This is a genomic window from Streptomyces rishiriensis (genome assembly GCF_030815485.1).
GTDB classification, from domain to species: domain Bacteria; phylum Actinomycetota; class Actinomycetes; order Streptomycetales; family Streptomycetaceae; genus Streptomyces; species Streptomyces rishiriensis_A.
The window spans coordinates 4449328-4466807 of record NZ_JAUSWV010000002.1 but is presented as its reverse complement, the minus strand read 5'-3'; the positions used below and the strand labels follow the sequence as shown (position 1 = coordinate 4466807).

Sequence of the window (17480 nt, the reverse complement as noted above, 5' to 3'; positions counted from 1 at the left end):
GATCAGTCCTGGCACTCGCCAAGAATGGGATACGCATGTCCATAGCGAGACGTGTCACCGTGCGCCGCCTGCTGGGGACGGGCGCCGCTTCGCTCACCCTGTGCGCCGCCTCCGTCGCCGCCGCCTCCGGCGCCTTCGCAGGTACCGGCACACCCGGCGGCGACGGCTGGAAGTCCGGCGGCCAGTACCAGCCGGGGACCGGCGCGGGCACCGAGACGGGCACCGACCGCTGCGAGTTCTCGCTCGACGGCACCCACTTCCAGCAGTCGGTCAAGGTCGACGACCAGACCCTCCAGCCGACCACGGACGGCAAGATCCACGTCACGGTCCGCGCGGCCGGCGACGCCTCGACGTGTACCGCCTCCCTCGCCTCCTACCTCGCCCACGGCGCGAGCTTCGGCACCTCCGGCGAGCAGGTCTTCGTCGACTTCGACAGCGTGACCGTCAAGCCCGGACAGACCGACACCCTCGACATCTCCGTGCCCGACGCGGGCTGCTACGCGCAGATCGACCTCTACCGGGGCGCGGTCAAGTTCGACGGCGAACTCGACGCGAAGGACGGCTTCGTCCACGGGGACCTGCCGAAGGGGCCGGATCGTCCCGTCATCAAGGACAAGCTGATCGCGGCCTGGAACGGCGGAACGAAGGACTGCACGGTCACCGAGCAGCCGCCGGCGTCCCCGCCGGCCGGGGGCGGCGGTTCCTCGCCGTCGCCGTCCTCCTCGACCCCGTCGGAGCCGTCGAAGCCTTCGGAGCCGTCGGCCTCGACGTCCGGGAGCACGTCTCCGTCGCCGTCCGCGCCGGAGTCGGAGTCGGAGTCCAGCACGCCCACGCCGTCCGCCTCCGCGTCGACGAGCGCGCCCGCCCCGACGCCGAACGGTGGCGGCGGTGACCTCGCCGAGACCGGCGCGGACAGCAACACCCCGCTGATCGCGGGCGGCGCGGCCGCGCTGCTTCTCGGCGGCGCGGCGATCGTCGTCGCAACCCGCCGCCGCAAGGCGCTGCGCGGCTGAGCCGGCCGGGCTCGCACACTGGGCTGAGCCGGTGCCTCGGCCGGCTCCCCTCAGCGCTGGCTCGGCTGAGCGGCCGGCTCGCTTTGGCTCGGCCTCAGCGACTGGCTCGGCTCGGCTGAGCGGCTGGCTCGGCCCACCGGCTGACTCCGCTGAGGCCGGAGAGGTAGAGCGGCTGGCTCGGCCGACGTGACGCGGGTCTGGGGATACATGTCCCCAGACCCGCGTTCTTCCCTTGAGGGCCTTGGGAAGGGCTCGGAGAGCCCCGGGGCACGACGAGCCCGAAGGCCCAAGCGGCCGGGGCCGGAGGCTGGGAGCACGACGAGCCCGAGGCCCAAGCGGCCGGGGGCTGGGGGCTGGGGCACGACGAGCCCGAGGCCCAAGCGGCCGGAGGCCGGAGGCTGGGGCACGACGAGCCCGAGGCCCAAGCGGCCGGAGGCCGGAGGCTGGGGGCACGACGAGCCCGAGGCCCAAGCGGCCGGAGGCCGGAGGCTGGGGCACGACGAGCCCGAAGGCCCAAGCGGCCGGGGCCGGAGGCTGGGGGCACGACGAGCCCGAAGGCCCAAGCGGCCGGGGCCGGAGGCCCGGAGGCCGGGAACCGGAGGCCCGGAGGCCGGGAACCGGAGGCCCGGAGGCCGGGAACCGGGGAACCCGGGAACCGGGGAACCCGGGAACCGGGGAGCTGCGGAGCCCGGGCTCCGCAGCTCCCCGGGAGCCCGGGACGTGCAGGGGCGGGCAGGGGCGGGCAGGGGCGTGCAGGGCTTGGAGGGGGTCAGCCCTCGACCGCCGTCAGCCACAGCTTCACGTATCGCTCCACGTCCACGTCCAGCGCCACGTCCACGAGGGTCTGCTCGCGTACGCCCTCGTGGATCTCGGACTCGCCGGGGCGCGGGCGGCGGTCGACGACCGTCTGGCCGCGGGCCGGGCCGGGGGCCAGCGAGACCTCCACCGGGAGCAGCTCGGTGGTCAGCCCCGCCGGGTCGGCCACCGCGCAGACCGCGCCCGCGTCGCCGAGGCCGCCGGTGGGCGTCGGATCGCCGGAGGTGGCCGGGTCGCGGTGCGCGAGCAGGTCGCCGGCCAGCCGCAGCCGCGGCTCCGGACTCGCCCGCAGCCGCGCCACGTCCGCCGCCGGCACCAGGACCCGCTTGAAGACGTCCAGGCCGTACATGGTGATCGGCACGCCCGCGGTGAGCAGGATCGCCGCCGCCTCCGGGTCGTGCCACACGTTGAACTCCGCGACCGGTGTGGCGTTCCCGGTCGTCACCGCGCCGCCCATGAACACGATCCGCTCGATGTTGCGGGTCACCTCCGGGTGGGTGCGCAGCAGCAGGGCGATGTTGGTCAGCGGGGCGGTGGGGACGAGGGTGACCGGGCGCGGGGAGGCGAGGATCTCCCGGCGCAGCAGCGTGACGGCGTCCACGTCGGCCGGCCTGCGGGTCGGGGCGGGCAGACCCAGGTCGCCCATGCCGTCCTGCCCGTGCACGTGCGCCGCCGTGCGGACCGGTTCGATCAGTGGCCGCTCGGCGCCCCGGGCGACCGGGATGTCCCCGGCGCCCGCGTACTCCAGCACGGTCAGCGTGTTGCGGACCACGCCGTCCACGTCCGTGTTCCCGGCCACGCACGTCACCGCCCGCACGTCCAGGCCGGGATGGCGCACGGCGAACAGCAGGGCCAGGGCGTCGTCGACGCCCGTGTCGCAGTCGATGATCACGGGAATGGGCTGCTCGGTCACCTTCGGGACTCCTTCCGCACCACGGTCGCCGTCGCCACCGACCCTATGCGGGGGCCCTCACGCCCACAGCCCGGTTCCGCGTGCCGCCGCCCGCTCGCCGATCCGGCGGAGCAGCTCGTCGGCGGGCAGCGCCCCCGGGCGGCGGCCGTCGCGCAGGCGGACGGCGGCCAGGTCGTCCCGCGCCTCCCGCTCCCCGATCACCGCCTGGTACGGCACCAGCCGCGCCGCCCGGATCCGGGCCCCCAGGCTGCCCCGGTCCGGCCCGGCGAGCTCCGCCCTGAGGCCGGCCGCCACCGCCCGCCGCACCAGTTCCGCCGCCCCTTCCTCCTGCGCCGCCGACACCGGCAGCACGACCAACTGGACGGGCGCCAGCCACACGGGGAACGCGCCGCCGTGTTCCTCGAGCAGGTGCGCCACGGCCCGTTCCACACTGCCGATGACACTGCGGTGCACCATCACCGGTCGGTGCTTCGCCCCGTCGGCGCCGATGTAGTGCAGATCGAAGCGTTCGGGCTGGTGGAAGTCGATCTGGACGGTGGAGAGGGTCGCCTCGCGACCCGCGCGGTCGGTGATCTGTACGTCGATCTTCGGCCCGTAGAAGGCGGCCTCGCCCTCGACGGCCTCGTAGGCGACGTCCGCCTGCCGAAGGACCTGCCGGAGCAGGTCGGTGGCCCGCCGCCAGAGCTCCGGGTCGGCGACGTACTTGCCGCCCTCGCCCGGCAGGGAGAGCCGGTACCGGGCCGGGCGGATCCCCAGGTCCGCGTAGGCGCGGCCGATGAGTTCCAGGGCGGACCGGGCCTCGTCGACGGCCTGCTCCAGGGTGCAGAAGATATGGGCGTCGTTCAGCTGGATGGCCCGCACCCGGGTCAGCCCACCGAGCACACCGGACGGCTCGGAACGGTACATGCCGCCCAACTCGGCCATCCGCAGCGGCAGTTCGCGGTAACTGTGGGAGCGGGAGCGGTAGATGAGAGCGTGGTGGGGGCACAGGCTGGGCCGCAGCACGACCTGCTCGGCCCCCAGCTCCATCGGCGGGAACATGTCCTCGCTGTAGTGGTCCCAGTGACCCGAGATCTCGTACAGCTCGCGCTTGCCGAGGACGGGGGAGTACACGTGCCGGTAGCCGGCGGCGCGCTCGGCCTGCCGCACGTACTCCTCCAGAGCGTGGCGTACGACCGCGCCGTCCGGCAGCCAGTACGGCAGGCCCGCGCCCATCAGGGGGTCGGTGTCGAAAAGCCCCAGCTCGCGGCCGAGGCGTCGGTGGTCAGGACCGCGCCGGTCGTGACTGCCCTGGCTGACGTGGTCACCGGGGTCGCCCGGGCTGCCGTGGTCGCCGGGGTCGCCGGGGCTGCCTTGGTCGTCGTGATCGTCGTGGCTGTCGTCTCGTTCGTGCGCCTGGTCTTTCACGGTGGGCTCCCTCGCTCGGGGCGGGGCGAGGGACCAGGGCACGTCGAAGCCCCGGGGCACTCGCCCCGGGGCTTCGGACATCCAGTTCGTGGATCAGCGCGCCGGGACGGGGTCCGGCGTCGTCGTGCGGGACGGCTGGGCGCGCTTCATGCCGGCGACGGTAGCAACGGGGCCCCGCGGAACGCGATCCCTTTTCCCGCGTCGGCCACCCCGGCCGTCACCACCCCTTGACCCACCCCGTCACACCCCCCACCCGCCGCCACCTCCTCCCCCCCAGGCGTACCGCCACCCGCCACCCGCCCGCAGCAACGCCGGTAACCCGTACGGCCCGCCGCGCTGGTCGGCTCGTGGCACCGGTGTTGCCGTGGGAGGAGGCACCCGCGCGCACCCCTGGAGGCACCCCCCGATGGCCCGTCCCACCGCCCTTGCCTCCACGCTTCTCCTCGTCACCTTCGCCACGCTCACCAGCGGCTGTGCCACCCTCGGCCTGGAGCATCCGCCGACCGCCGACCCGGCCACCCCGACCGTCGAGCGGTCCTCGGCCGCACCCACCGCGCCGACCACCGCTCCCGGCCTCACCGAGGCGCAGGCGCGCGCCGCCCTCATCACCGACACCGACCTCGGCGCACCCTGGACCCCGACCCGCGGCGCCGCCACCTGGCGGGACGGCATGCTCAAGGCGACCACCGCCCTCCCCGACTGCCAGAAACTCCTCGACGCCCTCTACGCCGACGAGTTGCTCGGCGGCCCGGCCCGCGCGGTCGTCGGACTCGACGACCCGGACGCCGGCGCCCAGCTGCGCTACCAGCTCAGCGGCAGCCGTCCGGCGGAGATCGACGCCAGGCTGGCCTGGCTGAAGACGATGCCGCAGAAGTGCGCCCGGTTCACGGCCAAGGCGACCGGCGACACGGTGCTGGACGCCGAGGTCTCCGAGCTGCCGCTGCCGGAGGTCGGCGACGCCCGCCAGGGCCTGCGCGTGACCCTGACGGTCTGGGCGACGGCCGAGAAGAACCCCGGCGGCGACCCGACCGCCCTCACCCTGGACGTCGCCGCCGTCCGGGCCGGCGAGGACGCCTTCGCCCTCACCAACGGCGGCCTCAACGACGCGCCCAACGCGGCGACCCAGGCGGCCGTGCAGCTCGGCGTACGACGCCTTGCGGACGTCAGACAACAGGGGAAGGTGCAGGTCTGAGGCGCGCGGAGGGGAAGGGAAAGGCCCAAGGGCCCCAGAGTCCGGGGGGTGCGGGGCGTCCGTACGGGTCCCGGGTGCGGCGTCCGTGCGGGTGCGGGCTCAGTAGGGCAGGTCGTCGTCCAGGCCCGTCCGCAGGGCGACCACCTCGTGGGCCAGCTCCAGCACCGTGCGGCTCTTCGCGAAGGCGTGGCCGCGCAGCAGCGACAGCGCCTCGTCCGCGGCTACGCCCAGCTGTGCCATCACCATCCCGACGGCCCGGTACACGTCGTCGTGGGCGGTGGCCAGCGGGCTGAGCCAGCTGCCGAGGTCGTCGACGTCATACGGTCCGGCCTGCGACAGCTTCACCAGCGCCTCGGTCAGCATGTCGGCCACCACCCGCGCGGTGAGGGCCTCCTCGGCGGCGAGCTCACCGGGCACGTCCCGGTAGAGATCGAGGGTGCCCACGCACGCCTCACGGGCGCCCAGCGGCAGCGCGTACACCGACCGCACCCCGAGGGCCGTCGCCTGCTGGGCGAACACCGGCCAGCGGTTGGCGTCCCGGTTCGACATCAGATCCGCGGCGCAGACCACCGAACCGGTCGCCGCCGCCTCGAAACAGGGCCCGTCCCCCAGGGAGACCTCCATCTCCATCACGTACGCGGCCCGCTCACCGCTCGCGCTCAACGGCACCGGCATGCCGTCGCCGCGCAGTGACATGCTCGCCCCGCTCACCGGCAGCAGCTTCAGCACGGCGTCGCACAGCCGCTGGGGCACCTCGCGCGGGCCCGCGCCGCGCGTCTCCTCGGCGATGACTTCGGCCACCCCGTTCCGATCCCGGTGGCTCATGGTCATCACCTGCCATCAGCTGCGTCGACGGGCCGGCTCATCCCTCGTGGTGCGCCGGGTACCCCTCCCGCTCACCAGGAGAACCTGTCGCGGCTACGGCTTCTCGTACGGATCCGCCGGCTGTTTCACCCGCGTGACCGTGACCGCGTCCAGGACCGGCGGCCAGGCGGCGTCGGAGCCGAGGCTGCCCTTCGGACGCCAGGTGCCGGTGACGGTGACCCAGGTGTCGGCGGGCAGGACGTCGTCGTCCGCGTCCCGGATCTCGACCTTGCCGGTGGTGGCGTCGGCGGCGCAGCAGGTGACGAGGAGACGGGTGACGTACCAGGTGCCGTCGTCGCCGTGGGTGACGAAGCCGGTCATGCGGACGGTACGGCCCTTCAGTGAGCGTCCGCTGTCGTAGATCGCCCGCGAGCTGTACTCCGCGACCGTCAGCTCGACCGGGTTCCCCGCCGGGAGGGCCGGGAAGCCGCCGACGCCCTGCGCGGCCCGCTGGGCGGCCTCACGGCCGGCGCTGTAGGAGCCGAGGGCCGGGGGCGGGAAGAGGAGGAGGGCGAGCGCGGGGAGGGTGAGCAGCCAGGCGACCCGGGGACCCGCGGGCCCGTGGGAATGTCCCTCGTGAGCCGCGTACTCCTCGTCGTCCTCGTGAGCCGCGTACTCCTCGTCGTCCTCGTGAGCGCCGGTCCCGGGGTCGACGCCCGCGTGGTGGGGCGCGGCCGTGTGAGGGAAGTGCGTGCGGTGGCGCAGGATCGCCGTCACGACGCCCAGCAGTACCAGCGCGACCCCGGACACGATCAGGTAGGGCCGCAGGCCCGCCTGCACATAGCGCAGGTAGAGGTCCCCGAAGAGGGTGATCCGCAGGACCGCGCCGCCCGTGAGCAGGAGCAGCACCGCCGGTCCGTACCGCCTCACAGCAGCCACCACCCCACGAGGACACTGGCGGCCAGAGCCACCACCCAGGTCGTCGACGCGAACCGTACGGCGAAGGACCGGCCGAAGGTGCCCGCCTGGAGGGCGAGCAGCTTCAGGTCCACCATCGGACCCACCACCATGAACGCCAGCCGCGCGGTGGGCGGGAAGGCGCTCAGGGAGGCGGCGACGAAGGCGTCGGCCTCGCTGCACACGCACAGCACGACGGCCAGTACGGCCAGCAGCGGCACCGCGAGCCAGGGCGAGGCGGTGAAGACGTCGAGGACCGAGCGCGGGACGGCGATGTTGAAGGTCGCCGCGGCCGCCGCGCCCAGCACCAGGAAGCCGCCCGCGTGCAGGAAGTCGTGCTGAAGGCCGTCGAGGAAGGCGCGGAGGCCGGTGATGTGGGCCGACGGGGCGCCGCGCCCGGGCAGCCGCAGCCACTTCTCCTTGCCGAACCGGGCCCAGAGCCAGCCCATCACCACGGCGGTACCGAGCGAGGCGAGCAGCCGGGCCACGACCATCTTCGGCTGCCCGGGAAAGGCGATGGAGGTCGCGACGAGCACGACCGGGTTGATCGCGGGCGCGGAGAGCAGGAAGGCGAGGGCGGAGGCCGGGGCGACCCCGCGCCGCATCAGGCTCCCGGCCACCGGTACGGAGGCGCACTCGCAGCCGGGCAGCACGGCCCCGGCGATACCGGCCACCGGCACGGCGAGCGCGGGGTTGCGCGGCAGGAGCCGCCGGAACGCCCGTTCCGGCACGAACGCGCCGATCGCCGCCGAGACGACCGTACCGAGCAGCAGGAAGGGCACCCCCTGGACGGCGACGGCGGTGAACACGGTCCACCAGGCGGCCACCGGCGGGGTGTAGAGATCGAGCGCGAGCAACGGCCCGAGGACGGACGCGACGGTCGCGATGGCGACGAGCGCGGCACCGCCCAGCACGGCGTACACGGACGCCCGCACGGCGACCCGCAGGCCGTCGGCCACAGTCCGTTGAATCTGCACGCGGCGCACGCTAACGGCGACGGCTGTGCCTGACCGTCCGCTTTCCCAAGAGAACGCTGTGACGCCGTCCGCCTTCCAGCCCGTCCGGCGAACCAGGACCAGGCCCGTACAGGACCGATGGGGATGCCCGGGCACAGCCCCTAAGGGGACGGGAAGGGGCGGCGGGGTCGAGAGAACTAGAGCGGCGGTTGCGCGGGCGCCGGCCCCAGGGTCGTCGTCCCGGGCGCCGTCCGGTGCCCGAGCCCCGTGCGATACGCGTCGAGCGCCGCCTCCACCCGCCCGGTACGCCGCAGCAGATCCCCGAGCATCCGGCACAGGTCGGCGAGATCCCCCGCCGCTCCCGCCCGCTCCAGCAGGCTCAGGGCGCGTACGTAGTGCTCCTCCGCCGCCTCCGTGTCCCGCGCGTCCTCGGCGATGATCCCGAGCAGCCGGTGCGCCCCCGCCGAGTGCACGGCGCCCCGCTCGGGCGACAGCTCCCCGAGGACGGTGTGCAGCAGCGCGGCGGCCTCCCCCGACTTGCCCCGCCGGTGCAGGACGTCGGCCAGTTCCACGGCGACCTGGCTGCTGTAGAGGGCGGCGCGCTGCGCGGAGAGCATGGCCTGGGCCTGCTTCAACTCGTCCTCGGCACGCTCCAGTTCGCCGTTCTGGGCGTAGACGTAACCGCGCATCCAGTGGCAGTTGGCGAGCTCGGTACGCAGCTGGAGCTGGCGGTAGAGCTCGGACGCCTTGGCCAGCGAGGCGTCGGCCTCCGCGAGGCGGCCCTCGGCGAGCAGGGTTCGGGCGACGGACCGGTGCATGCGGGCGACCAGGGCGGGGTCGCCGACCTGGGGCGCGAGGGCGAGGGCGAACTCGGCGGCCTGCGCGGCGCGGGCCTGGGCGCCCATGTCCATGTACGGGCCGATCACGGAGGCGTAGAGGAGGAGCAGCGCGTCGGGATCGTGCAGCCCGCCCCGGTTGAGCTCGTCGAGGGTGGACTCCAGCAGGTAGACGGCGTAACGGAGTTCACCGGTGAGGTAATGGGCGACGGCGCGGCCGCGCAGGGCGGGGACGCGGGCGGGCAGCGGCGCGTGCGCGAGAGCCGCCTCGGCGCGCTCGAAGCAGCGCAGGGCCGTGTCCAGGTCTCCCGTGTCGATCCCGCACTCCCCGAGGCCGAGCAGCGCGGTGGCCTGCTCCTCCGCCAGCCCGTGCTGCTGCGCCTCCGCGAGCAGCGCGGTGTACTGCGAGGACGCCTCCTCGGCCGCGCCGGTGGCCAGCGCCCGCTGCGCTTCGGTGAGGCGCAGGCGCAGATCGGTGACGAGGCGGGCGGGCCGGCCCGTCGCCAGTTCCTCGAAGTCGACGCCGAGCCGCTCCGCGATGTGTCTCAGCGCCTCGTCGGAGGGCCGCACCCGGCCGGCCTCCAGCGTGGAGACATAGGCGGGGGTGTAGGTCGGCTCGGCCAACTGCCGTTGTGTCAGGCCCCGTTCGACCCGCAACCGTTGCACCCGGCGACCGACGACCTCCGGTTCGTCCCGCTTTCCCACGCCCGGCTCCCCCAACTGCGCCTGTGCCTCTTGCCGTTGGACTATCTCAGCCCCTAGGTTAAACGGCGAGTTAAGCATGCTTAATAGCTGGCTGACGTGAGTATCGCAGTCGCCGACGTTGCGAGGTAGCCGTGCCCGGACGCACATCCGCACGCCTTTCCGCGCCCTGTGTCAGGGCCGTCGCCGCGGCGGTCCTGGCCGTGACCGCCCTGATCACCGCGGCCAACGCGGGCCCTGGGAGAGCGACGGACGCCGGGCCCACCTCACCGGCGGCCCGGCACGAGCCGGCGGAGCGTCGCTAGGGGCTGCCGCCGGCGCGGCGGACTTCCCGCGGCCGTCCGCAGGCGGCCGCTCCCTTCACCGGGGCCTCAGCCCTGCGTCCGAAGCTGCCGCAACTGCTGCCGGACGTGGTCCAGCGCGCCCTCGCGGCGGCCCGGCACCCGGCCGCGCAACTGCGCGATCGCGGGGCCCAGGGCGCGGGCCCGCGGTGCGTCGGGGATCCGCCCCCACTGGTGGTGCGCCCGGTCGACCGCCGCCTCCACGGCAGGCGCGTCGACCGGCTGACCGGCCTCCAGCCGCGCGGCGGCGACCGCCATCCAGATGCGGCAGCTGCGCTCGGCGTCCCCCGCGAACATCGCCAGATCCGCCCGCACCTCACCCCAGTGCAACGCCTCGTCGGACCCGGCCCCGCAGGAGACGGCGGCCTCCTCCTCGAGCCGCGCGGCAAGCACGTCGGCGTCGTCGTGCCGCCCGTCCCGCACGGCGGTGGAGATGGCCGTATGGGGATCGGCAGGTGTGCCGGGGCCGGCGGACGCACCGGCCCCGCCGGGGCCACTCGCCGCAGAAGCGGCGGATACAGCCGGAGCGGGAGCGGCGGAGACAGCGGGAGCGACAGCCGCGCCCAGGCCACCGGCTTCGCCGCGAGCCGCAGGTACGGCCGACATGAAAGGCCTCCCCGAGGCGGCCGAGGCGGCGGGGGACGCCGACGCCGGAAACGCGCCCGGGCCGACGGACACGACGGAAGCTGCCGGTGCCGGCGAGGCAGGACGTGCGCCCGGGATGGCGGGGACCGAGAACCCGGCGGGGAGTGCGGGAGCGGCCGGGGCAGGCGGTGCGGGGGAGGCGGAGGAGGCGACGGGTTCGCGGAAGGCGGGCGAGGCGACGGGATCGCGGAAGGCGGCCGGCACGTCAGAGGCCACCGGCACGCCGGACGGCGTGGGGCGGGACCAGGCGGTGAGTACCAGGTCGCCCACCTCGCCGTCTCCCGCGATGCGGGCCAGGGCCGCCTGGTGGAGCCGTTCGACCGCCGGACGGCCCCCGCTGCGCAGTATCGTCGCGACCGCCTTCATGTACGACGGCGCGGCGACGGCCCGGCGGCCCGGTGGCGGGGCGATCCGCCCGTAGACGGCCACCGCGGGCCCGCAGTCCAGGACGTTCCCCCGCAGCCAGTCCCAGGTCTCGGGGTCCGCGCGCAGATCGAGCACCACCGTCGTGGAGCCGGGCGCCCGCAGCCGCAGCTCCTCCCGGAACCAGTGCCACGGGAACGCCGTGTACCGCACGGTCGGGGGCGTCGTACGGGCGAGCGCGAGGTGGGGCAGCCGCTGCCGCCGGTCGAGCTGGAGCTGGCCCGCGACGAACAGGGTGAGTGGCCCGGGGGCCATCGCGGCGGCCCGCAGCCGGGTGAGAACGGCCTGCGGATCCAGCGGATCGGCGAGTTCCACGACGTTCGCGGTGTCGGTGCCGGCCAGCACGGGGGGTGGCACGGCCGCGAGCACGGGGAGCACGGACGCCGCGTCCACCAGACATCCCTTGCCCATGGGCGAGGCGGCGAGCAGCAGCACCGTTCCGGGCATGGTCCCCTCCCGCATGGTCCCCTCCCCTGTCGATCACGTACGTCAGCACCGTAACCGCTGCGGGTGCAAAGGGGAGCCTCAGGCCTGCAAACGTCCCCCTACGAGGCCTTCGCCGGGCGGCGGCTCCTACGACACGGACGGCACAGGCGGCAGCGGCGCAGGCGGCACAGGCGGCAGCGGCGCAGGACTCACCGGACCGCCGGACCCGCCGGTGTCACCGGATCCACCGGATCCACCGGAAGCCCCGGTGTCACGGGCCGTATCGCGAAGACGGTCGTGTCGTCGGCGAGGCGCCCTCGGCAGTGCCGCAGCGTGCCGTCGCGGACGAAGGCCACCAGCCGGCCCGGCTCGGCCGTCCGGGGATCGCGGGCGAGGGCCGCCGCGACCTCCTCGGCCAGCGGGTAGAACTCACCGGCGCCGTCCCGCGCCTCGGTCACCCCGTCGGTGACCAGCAACAGCGTCTCCTCCGGGGCCACGGCCACCCGCAGCACCGGCGGGGGTCCGGCGTCCTGCGCGACGAGCTCACCGAGGCCGAGGGGGAGCCCCTCGCCGTTCGGCAGGGCCCGTACGCCCTCGGTCCCGCCGACCTCGAGTGTCGGCTCGTGCCCGAACCCGACGATCTCGACCACCCCCGGCTCCCCCACGACGGGCCCGTCCCCCGTCCCTCCGCCACCGCTCCCGGGGAACCCGATCAGCACGGCCGTGGCGAACCGGTCGCCGTCCGCCCACCCGAGAGCCGCGGTGTGCACACGGTGCCGTCGCATCCGGGTCTCCAGCCGGCCGGCCACCGTCGCCAGATCCGCCTCGTGGTACGCGGCCTCGCGGAACGTGCCCAGCAGCGCGGCGGCCGCCTCCACCGCACCGAGCCCCTTGCCCTGTACGTCGCCGAGGAGGACCCGGGTGCCGTGCGGACCGGGCTGGATGTCGTAGAAGTCGCCGCCCACCCGGGCCTCGGCGTCGGCGGCCAGGTAGACCGCCGCGTGGTCGAGGCCGCCCCAGCGCGGCGGCAGCGGACGCAGCACCGTACGGCGGGTCGTGTCGGCGATGTGCATCATGTGCAGCATGCGCCGCTCGCCGCGCACCCGGACCGACGCGGCGAGCACCGACAGCACCCCGCCGACGAGCACCAGCACGAAGTCGGCGGCGCCCTCCCGGTACTCGGACGGCCAGGAGGCGTCGCTGGTCGCGTAGGTGAGCAGGGCGAGCGCCGCGAAGAGCGCCGTCGTCCACACCCCGCAGAGCGCGGCGGCGATGGCGGCGACGAAGACGCACCAGGAGACGACGCGGAACTCGCCGGTGGTGTTGAAGTCGACGTAGGTGATGGCGACGAGCATCACCAGAGGCACCAGCCAGGTGACGCTTCGGCCCCGGATCTGGAGCAGTTGGTGCCGCTGGAGGACGTCCCGGCGCCGGGCCCGCGGATAGCGGTCGAGCAGGCCGTGACCGCCGGACTCCATGAGGTCAGCGAAACACGGGTGCGGAGCACCCGCATCCGGAACCCCGCGCCCGGACCCGGCGCACGGACCCACGGTCCGACCGCGAATCGGACCGCGATCGGACCCACGTTCCGACCCGCGATCGGACCCGCGCTCGGACCCGCGGCCGGAAACCGGGGAGGAAACCGGGGAGGAAACCGGTGCACCCGACTTGCCACCGCCTCGGCGCAGGTGTGCCCTGGTAGGCGGGGGCGACGAGAGAGGAGTGCTCTCATGGCTCATGCGGCACCCGCGTCAGGGGTACGGACACGGACACCGTCCGCACGGTCCCGTACACCCGACGTCTTCAGCGAACGGACCCACCGGGCCGCGGCGTGGGCGACACCCGTGGCACTGGGTCTCGTCTACGGCTACTGGGTCGCGGCCAACAACCGCTCCGGAGGCCCCATCACCGGCTGGAACCTCCTGCTCGGCTTCGTCAGCGCGTTGGTGTTCGCGGCCCTGTGGAGGGGCATCCACGCTCTGGCCCCCCGCATGCGGCGCGAGGTGCACGCCCTGCTGTGGACGGCGTTCGCCGGCTGCGCCTTCGGCTTCCTCTACAGCGAGGCCGGCGCCGCCGTCCTGCGTTCCGTGGGCATGTCCCTGGCGGTCTCGGCGGGCGTCTTCGTGACGCTGTTCTACCGCTTCTACACACACGAGGACGCGGCGGGAAACCGCATCCGCTGATCCGCTCGCCGACGGCGTCCGCACCGGGACGCACACGGGCCCCGGCGTTGTGCGCCGGGGCCCGTGCCTTCCCTCATCCCTCCACTCACCGGCCGACCGGGACCCACTCCCAGTCACCCGACGAGGTTTCTGACGTTCCGCCGACGCTGAAGCTCCAGGAGCCGGAGAAACTGAACGTCCCGGAGGCCGAGACGCCGAACGAGCTGTTGGTGAACGGGTCGTCCCAGTTGGTCCAGTCGCCGTTCTTCCACCGGGGGCACGGGTCGGCGCAGTCGGGCACCCGCGCGCCGCCGGTGTCCACGAAGGCGGCGCTCGCCCAGCCCTGGGCGCCGAAGAGCCAGTACCAGTCCGGGTTGCCGTTGACGCTCTGGCCCTTGACCATGCACTGCACACGGTCGTGACTGCCGGGAGCGAGCGTCGCGACGACGGGCGAGTGGGTGGTGGGTTCCTGTCGCACACTCAGCTCGGAGCCGGAGACGACGGTGCCCCGTATCGAGCCGTTCCCGTCGCCGCCACCGGTCGCAGGAGCTGCCGCCGCAGTGGTTCCCAGTGCCGCGACGACGAGGGTGCCGCCGGTGAGCAGGGCCGCGGCCAGAGTCCGCGGGGCCAAAGTGGTGCGCATGATCGACCTCCTTCTCCCCAGAACCAGGAAACACCCGTTCGGGTGAACCCTCCACCGGAGGGCGTCGGCAGGGGCCCCGCCACGCAAGCTCCGGGGCGCCACCCGGACGGCCGACATGGGCTCGCGTTCCCCGCCCTGACCCCGTTGCCTGGAGAGGTGTCCCCAAGCCTGCGGACCGCCCTCTCGGCCGTCCTCGTCGCGCTGTCCTGCCTGCTCGTGCCGTTCGGCGCGCTCGCGGCCTGGGCGGCGTACGGCCTGACCGACACCCGGGGCTATGTCGCCACGATGGCGCCGCTCGCCTCCGACCCCGCCGTACGGAACGCCGTCGCGGACACGGTCGGTGACGGGGTGGCACGCGAGGCGGGGATGGACCCGGCCTTCCTGCGGGACGCGGTCCGCTCCTTCACCGCGACCCGCGCCTACCGCACCGCCTGGGACGCGGGCAACGAGGCGGCCCACACGGCCGTGATGAAAGCGCTGAACGACGAGAGCGCCGACCGCGACTCCCGCCCGGTGACCGTGGACCTCGCGGCCGTCACCTCGCCCCTGAAGCACCGGATGACCGCCGATCACGTGCCGTTCGCCGACCGCCTGCCGGTGGAACACACCCGTGTCGCACTCCTCCCGCCAGCTGAACTGACCGCTCTCCGGAAGGGCTACCACGTGCTCGACGTAGCCGGTTTCTGGCTGCCCCTGGCAGCCGTCGTGTTCGCGGTGGCCGGTATCTCGGTGGCGGTCTCCCGCCGCCGGGCGGTCACCGCGACGGCCCTCGGCACCGCCCTGGGCGGCGCGCTGCTGGGGCTCGCCGTGGCGGTCGCCCGCCGTCTGACCCTCTCCGACCTGCCCGACGCGACACACCGCCCCGCCGCGGGCGCGGTGTACGACGCGCTCACCGCGACCCTGCGCACGGCGTCCTGGCTGCTGCTCGCGCTGGGCCTGACGGTGGCGGCGGCGACCTGGCTCATCCGCCGGCACTCCCCGGCGGTCCGGCTGCTGCGACGCCGACCAGTGTGCGCAGCGCCCGTGCCAGCTCCGCCTCCGGAGCCGACGCGAGTCCGAGCCTGACCGCGTCGGGGGTGCGGTGCGGGTCGACGGCGAAGGCGGTCCCCGGGGTCACGGCGATACCGTGCGCGGCGGCCGCGGCGGTGAAGGTGTCCGCCCGCCAGGGCGCGGGCAGCTCCCACCAGGCGAAGTAGGCCCGCGGATCGGTCACCACCGCGCCCCCCACGAGCCCCTCACCGCGACGTCCGGCGAGGGGCTCGCCGAGGCGTCGGGCGAGGGGCTCGGTCAGGTTCTCGGTGAGGATCGTCTGACGCCGGGCGGCATCCGCCCGTTTCTCCTCGACGAGCCGTCGCACCACCCCGTCCCCCGTCCACCGCACGGCCGCCTCCAGCGCGAAGCGTCCCGCGCTCCACCCGCCGGACCGCACCGCGGCCGCCACCGCCTCCACCCGGCCCTCGGGAACGACGACAAAGCCGACGGTCAGTCCCGGCGCGACCCGCTTGGACAGCCCGTCGACGACGTGGGTCAGCCCGGGGGCGTGCGCGGCGAACGCGGCGGCGTCCGGACCGAGAAAGGACCAGATGCGGTCCTCGACGACCGGCAGCCCCCACTCGACGACCTTCCGGCCAAGTTCGCCCCGCCGCTTCTCGCTCGTGGTCGAGGACGTCGGGTTGTGGAGCGTCGGCTGAAGGTAGAGAGCGGAGAGCGGGGCGGCGCGATGGGCGGCGGCGAGGGCGTCCGGCCGCACTCCTTCCGCATCGCCCGCGAGCGGGACGAGCACCACACCGAGCCGTCCGGCGATCTCCTTGACCAGCGGATAAGTCAGCTCCTCCACCCCGACCCGGCCGCCCGGCCGGACCAGGGAGGCGAGGGCGGCGGCGATGGCCTGCCGGGCGTTGCCGGTGAACAGCAACTGCGCGGGGTCCGGCCGCCAGCCGGGCACGGCCAGGAGCCGGGCGGCGCTCTCGCGGGCGGCCACGGTCCCGTCGGCGGCGCCCGGACGCATGGCCTCCGTCAGCACGTCGGCCCGCAGCAGCGGCGCGAGGGAGGCCGCGATGATCTCCGACTGACCAGCGGCCGAAGGGTAGTTGAGCTCCAGGTTGACGGGCGCGGAGGTGGCCGTCTCGATGAGCGCCCGCCCCTGCGCGACGGCCGGCGCGGCCCGCACGAAGGTCCCGCGCCCCACCTCGCCCACCACCAGTCCGCGCCGCACGAGTTCGCCGTAGACCCGTCCGGCCGTCGACGGCGCGATGCGGTGCCGCCGGGCGAACCAGCGCTGCGGGGGCAGCTGTTGACCGGGCCGGAGCCGTCCGGCGGCGATGTCGCCGGCGATGCGATCGGCGATGAGACGGAAGTCGGCCATGGGCGGTCAGGCACCTTCCCTCGAGATTGCACCGAGGGCAAAGATCTTATTGCACCGAGAAGTCGGCCCGCCCTACTGTCCCTCCCATGGCACCCTTCCTCGCATACGAGGACAAAGGCACGGATACGCCCCCGGCGCTCCCGCTCGTCCTCGTCCACGGCCACCCCTTCGACCGCACCATGTGGGCCCCGCAGATCGAGGCGTTCTCCACCACCCGCCGGGTGATCGCCCCCGACCTGCGCGGTTACGGCGCGTCCCCGGTGGTTCCCGGCGTCACGCTGCTGTCCGACTTCGCCCAGGACATCGCGGCGCTCCTCGACGAACTGGGAGTGGAGACCTTCGTCCTGGCCGGGCTGTCGATGGGCGGCCAGATCGCGATGGACATGTACCGGCAGTTCCCCGAGCGCGTCCGGGGCCTGGTCCTCGCCGACACCTTCCCGGCCCCGGAGACCCCCGGCGGCAGGCTGGCGCGCAACGAGATGGCCGACCGGCTGCTCGCGGAGGGCATGCGGGGCTACGCCGACGAGGCCCTGGAGAAGATGGTCGCCCCCTACGCGACCCCCCGGGTCAAGGCCCACGTCCACCGCATGATGACGTCGGCGTCTCCCGAGGGCGCCGCCGCCGCACTCCGCGGCCGGGCCGAACGACCCGACTACCGCCCTCTGTTGACCCGCGTCGGCGTCCCCGCCCTGGTCGTGGTCGGCGAGGACGACGAGTACACCCCGGTGTCGGAGGCGGAGACGATGCACGCGGCGCTCCCGCACTCCGAGCTGCGGATCGTCGAAGGCGCCGCCCACCTGCCGAACCTGGAGCAGGCGGGTGAGTTCAACCGGGTGTTGGCGGAGTTCCTGGCGAAGACCGGGGCGTAGCCTTCGGCGG

The 17480-nt window shown here is 74.4% G+C and carries 15 protein-coding genes; 5 read left to right on the top strand and 10 right to left on the bottom strand.

All coding sequences use genetic code 11. The features are described from left to right. Nucleotides 1–35: 35 nt before the first annotated feature. On the top strand, nucleotides 36–1013 hold the full coding sequence (locus QF030_RS22390) for an LAETG motif-containing sortase-dependent surface protein (RefSeq protein ID WP_307164428.1): 978 nt from the start codon (nucleotides 36–38) through the stop codon (nucleotides 1011–1013). 769 nt (nucleotides 1014–1782) lie between these two features. Here the strand turns inward: QF030_RS22390 and QF030_RS22385 are convergent. Together QF030_RS22385 and thrS are read right to left on the bottom strand one after the other, a co-directional pair. Beyond that, nucleotides 1783–2742, bottom strand: coding sequence for a nucleoside hydrolase (locus QF030_RS22385; protein ID WP_307164427.1), 960 nt, complete (start codon nucleotides 2740–2742; stop codon nucleotides 1783–1785). A 57-nt stretch (nucleotides 2743–2799) separates the two neighbouring features. After that, nucleotides 2800–4149 carry a threonine--tRNA ligase gene (gene thrS / locus QF030_RS22380; RefSeq protein WP_307164426.1) on the bottom strand — a complete coding sequence of 450 codons (1350 nt, stop codon included), beginning with the start codon at nucleotides 4147–4149 and terminating at the stop codon, nucleotides 2800–2802. Nucleotides 4150–4555: 406 nt separating this feature from the next. Here thrS and QF030_RS22375 point away from each other — a divergent pair, with 406 nt between their 5' ends. Continuing rightward, nucleotides 4556–5341 (top strand): hypothetical protein, encoded by a 786-nt coding sequence (locus QF030_RS22375; protein ID WP_307164425.1) that lies wholly within the window; start codon nucleotides 4556–4558, stop codon nucleotides 5339–5341. A 99-nt stretch (nucleotides 5342–5440) separates the two neighbouring features. Here QF030_RS22375 and QF030_RS22370 read toward each other — a convergent pair whose 3' ends face one another. From QF030_RS22370 to QF030_RS22345, 6 genes are all read right to left on the bottom strand, one after another. Next, nucleotides 5441–6166: a GAF and ANTAR domain-containing protein gene (locus QF030_RS22370; protein ID WP_307164424.1), complete on the bottom strand. Its 726-nt coding sequence runs from the start codon at nucleotides 6164–6166 to the stop codon at nucleotides 5441–5443. Nucleotides 6167–6259: 93 nt separating this feature from the next. Continuing rightward, complete coding sequence (locus QF030_RS22365; protein WP_307164423.1) at nucleotides 6260–7075, bottom strand: TIGR03943 family putative permease subunit; 816 nt, start codon at nucleotides 7073–7075, stop codon at nucleotides 6260–6262. Further along, complete coding sequence (locus tag QF030_RS22360; protein WP_307164422.1) at nucleotides 7072–8079, bottom strand: permease; 1008 nt, start codon at nucleotides 8077–8079, stop codon at nucleotides 7072–7074. Before QF030_RS22360 ends, QF030_RS22365 begins: the two co-directional genes overlap by 4 nt. A 176-nt stretch (nucleotides 8080–8255) precedes the next feature. Then, nucleotides 8256–9599, bottom strand: a complete 1344-nt coding sequence (locus QF030_RS22355; protein WP_307164421.1) for a helix-turn-helix domain-containing protein — start codon at nucleotides 9597–9599, stop codon at nucleotides 8256–8258. 368 nt (nucleotides 9600–9967) lie between these two features. Beyond that, nucleotides 9968–11467: a hypothetical protein gene (locus QF030_RS22350; RefSeq protein WP_307164420.1), complete on the bottom strand. Its 1500-nt coding sequence runs from the start codon at nucleotides 11465–11467 to the stop codon at nucleotides 9968–9970. Between the two features lie 173 nt (nucleotides 11468–11640). Then, entirely contained in the window at nucleotides 11641–12909 is a 1269-nt protein-coding gene (locus tag QF030_RS22345; protein WP_307164419.1) for a PP2C family protein-serine/threonine phosphatase, read from the bottom strand. Nucleotides 12910–13161: 252 nt separating this feature from the next. Here QF030_RS22345 and QF030_RS22340 point away from each other — a divergent pair, with 252 nt between their 5' ends. Continuing rightward, nucleotides 13162–13614, top strand: coding sequence for a hypothetical protein (locus QF030_RS22340; protein ID WP_307164418.1), 453 nt, complete (start codon nucleotides 13162–13164; stop codon nucleotides 13612–13614). Nucleotides 13615–13699: 85 nt separating this feature from the next. Here the strand turns inward: QF030_RS22340 and QF030_RS22335 are convergent, their stop codons facing one another. After that, nucleotides 13700–14236 carry an SH3 domain-containing protein gene (locus QF030_RS22335; protein WP_307164417.1) on the bottom strand — a complete coding sequence of 179 codons (537 nt, stop codon included), beginning with the start codon at nucleotides 14234–14236 and terminating at the stop codon, nucleotides 13700–13702. 156 nt (nucleotides 14237–14392) lie between these two features. Between QF030_RS22335 and QF030_RS22330 the strand changes: the two genes are divergently transcribed. Next, nucleotides 14393–15301, top strand: coding sequence for a hypothetical protein (locus QF030_RS22330; protein ID WP_307164416.1), 909 nt, complete (start codon nucleotides 14393–14395; stop codon nucleotides 15299–15301). Here QF030_RS22330 and QF030_RS22325 read toward each other — a convergent pair. Next, nucleotides 15198–16601, bottom strand: coding sequence for an aminotransferase-like domain-containing protein (locus QF030_RS22325; RefSeq protein ID WP_307164415.1), 1404 nt, complete (start codon nucleotides 16599–16601; stop codon nucleotides 15198–15200). The two genes, QF030_RS22330 and QF030_RS22325, sit on opposite strands and share 104 nt — an antisense overlap. An 86-nt stretch (nucleotides 16602–16687) precedes the next feature. Between QF030_RS22325 and QF030_RS22320 the strand changes: the two genes are divergently transcribed. Then, complete coding sequence (locus tag QF030_RS22320) at nucleotides 16688–17470, top strand: alpha/beta fold hydrolase (RefSeq protein WP_307164414.1); 783 nt, start codon at nucleotides 16688–16690, stop codon at nucleotides 17468–17470. The last annotated feature ends 10 nt before the right edge of the window (nucleotides 17471–17480 follow it).

Coding starts and splice junctions, on each gene's coding strand:
- QF030_RS22340 (WP_307164418.1), top strand. CDS start 13,162: ATGGCTCATGCGGCACCCGCGTCAGGGGTACGGACACGGACACCGTCC.
- QF030_RS22320 (WP_307164414.1), top strand. CDS start 16,688: ATGGCACCCTTCCTCGCATACGAGGACAAAGGCACGGATACGCCCCCG.
- QF030_RS22375 (WP_307164425.1), top strand. CDS start 4,556: ATGGCCCGTCCCACCGCCCTTGCCTCCACGCTTCTCCTCGTCACCTTC.
- QF030_RS22350 (WP_307164420.1), bottom strand. CDS start 11,467: ATGCGGGAGGGGACCATGCCCGGAACGGTGCTGCTGCTCGCCGCCTCG.
- QF030_RS22335 (WP_307164417.1), bottom strand. CDS start 14,236: ATGCGCACCACTTTGGCCCCGCGGACTCTGGCCGCGGCCCTGCTCACC.
- QF030_RS22325 (WP_307164415.1), bottom strand. CDS start 16,601: ATGGCCGACTTCCGTCTCATCGCCGATCGCATCGCCGGCGACATCGCC.
- QF030_RS22390 (WP_307164428.1), top strand. CDS start 36: ATGTCCATAGCGAGACGTGTCACCGTGCGCCGCCTGCTGGGGACGGGC.
- QF030_RS22370 (WP_307164424.1), bottom strand. CDS start 6,166: ATGAGCCACCGGGATCGGAACGGGGTGGCCGAAGTCATCGCCGAGGAG.
- QF030_RS22345 (WP_307164419.1), bottom strand. CDS start 12,909: ATGGAGTCCGGCGGTCACGGCCTGCTCGACCGCTATCCGCGGGCCCGG.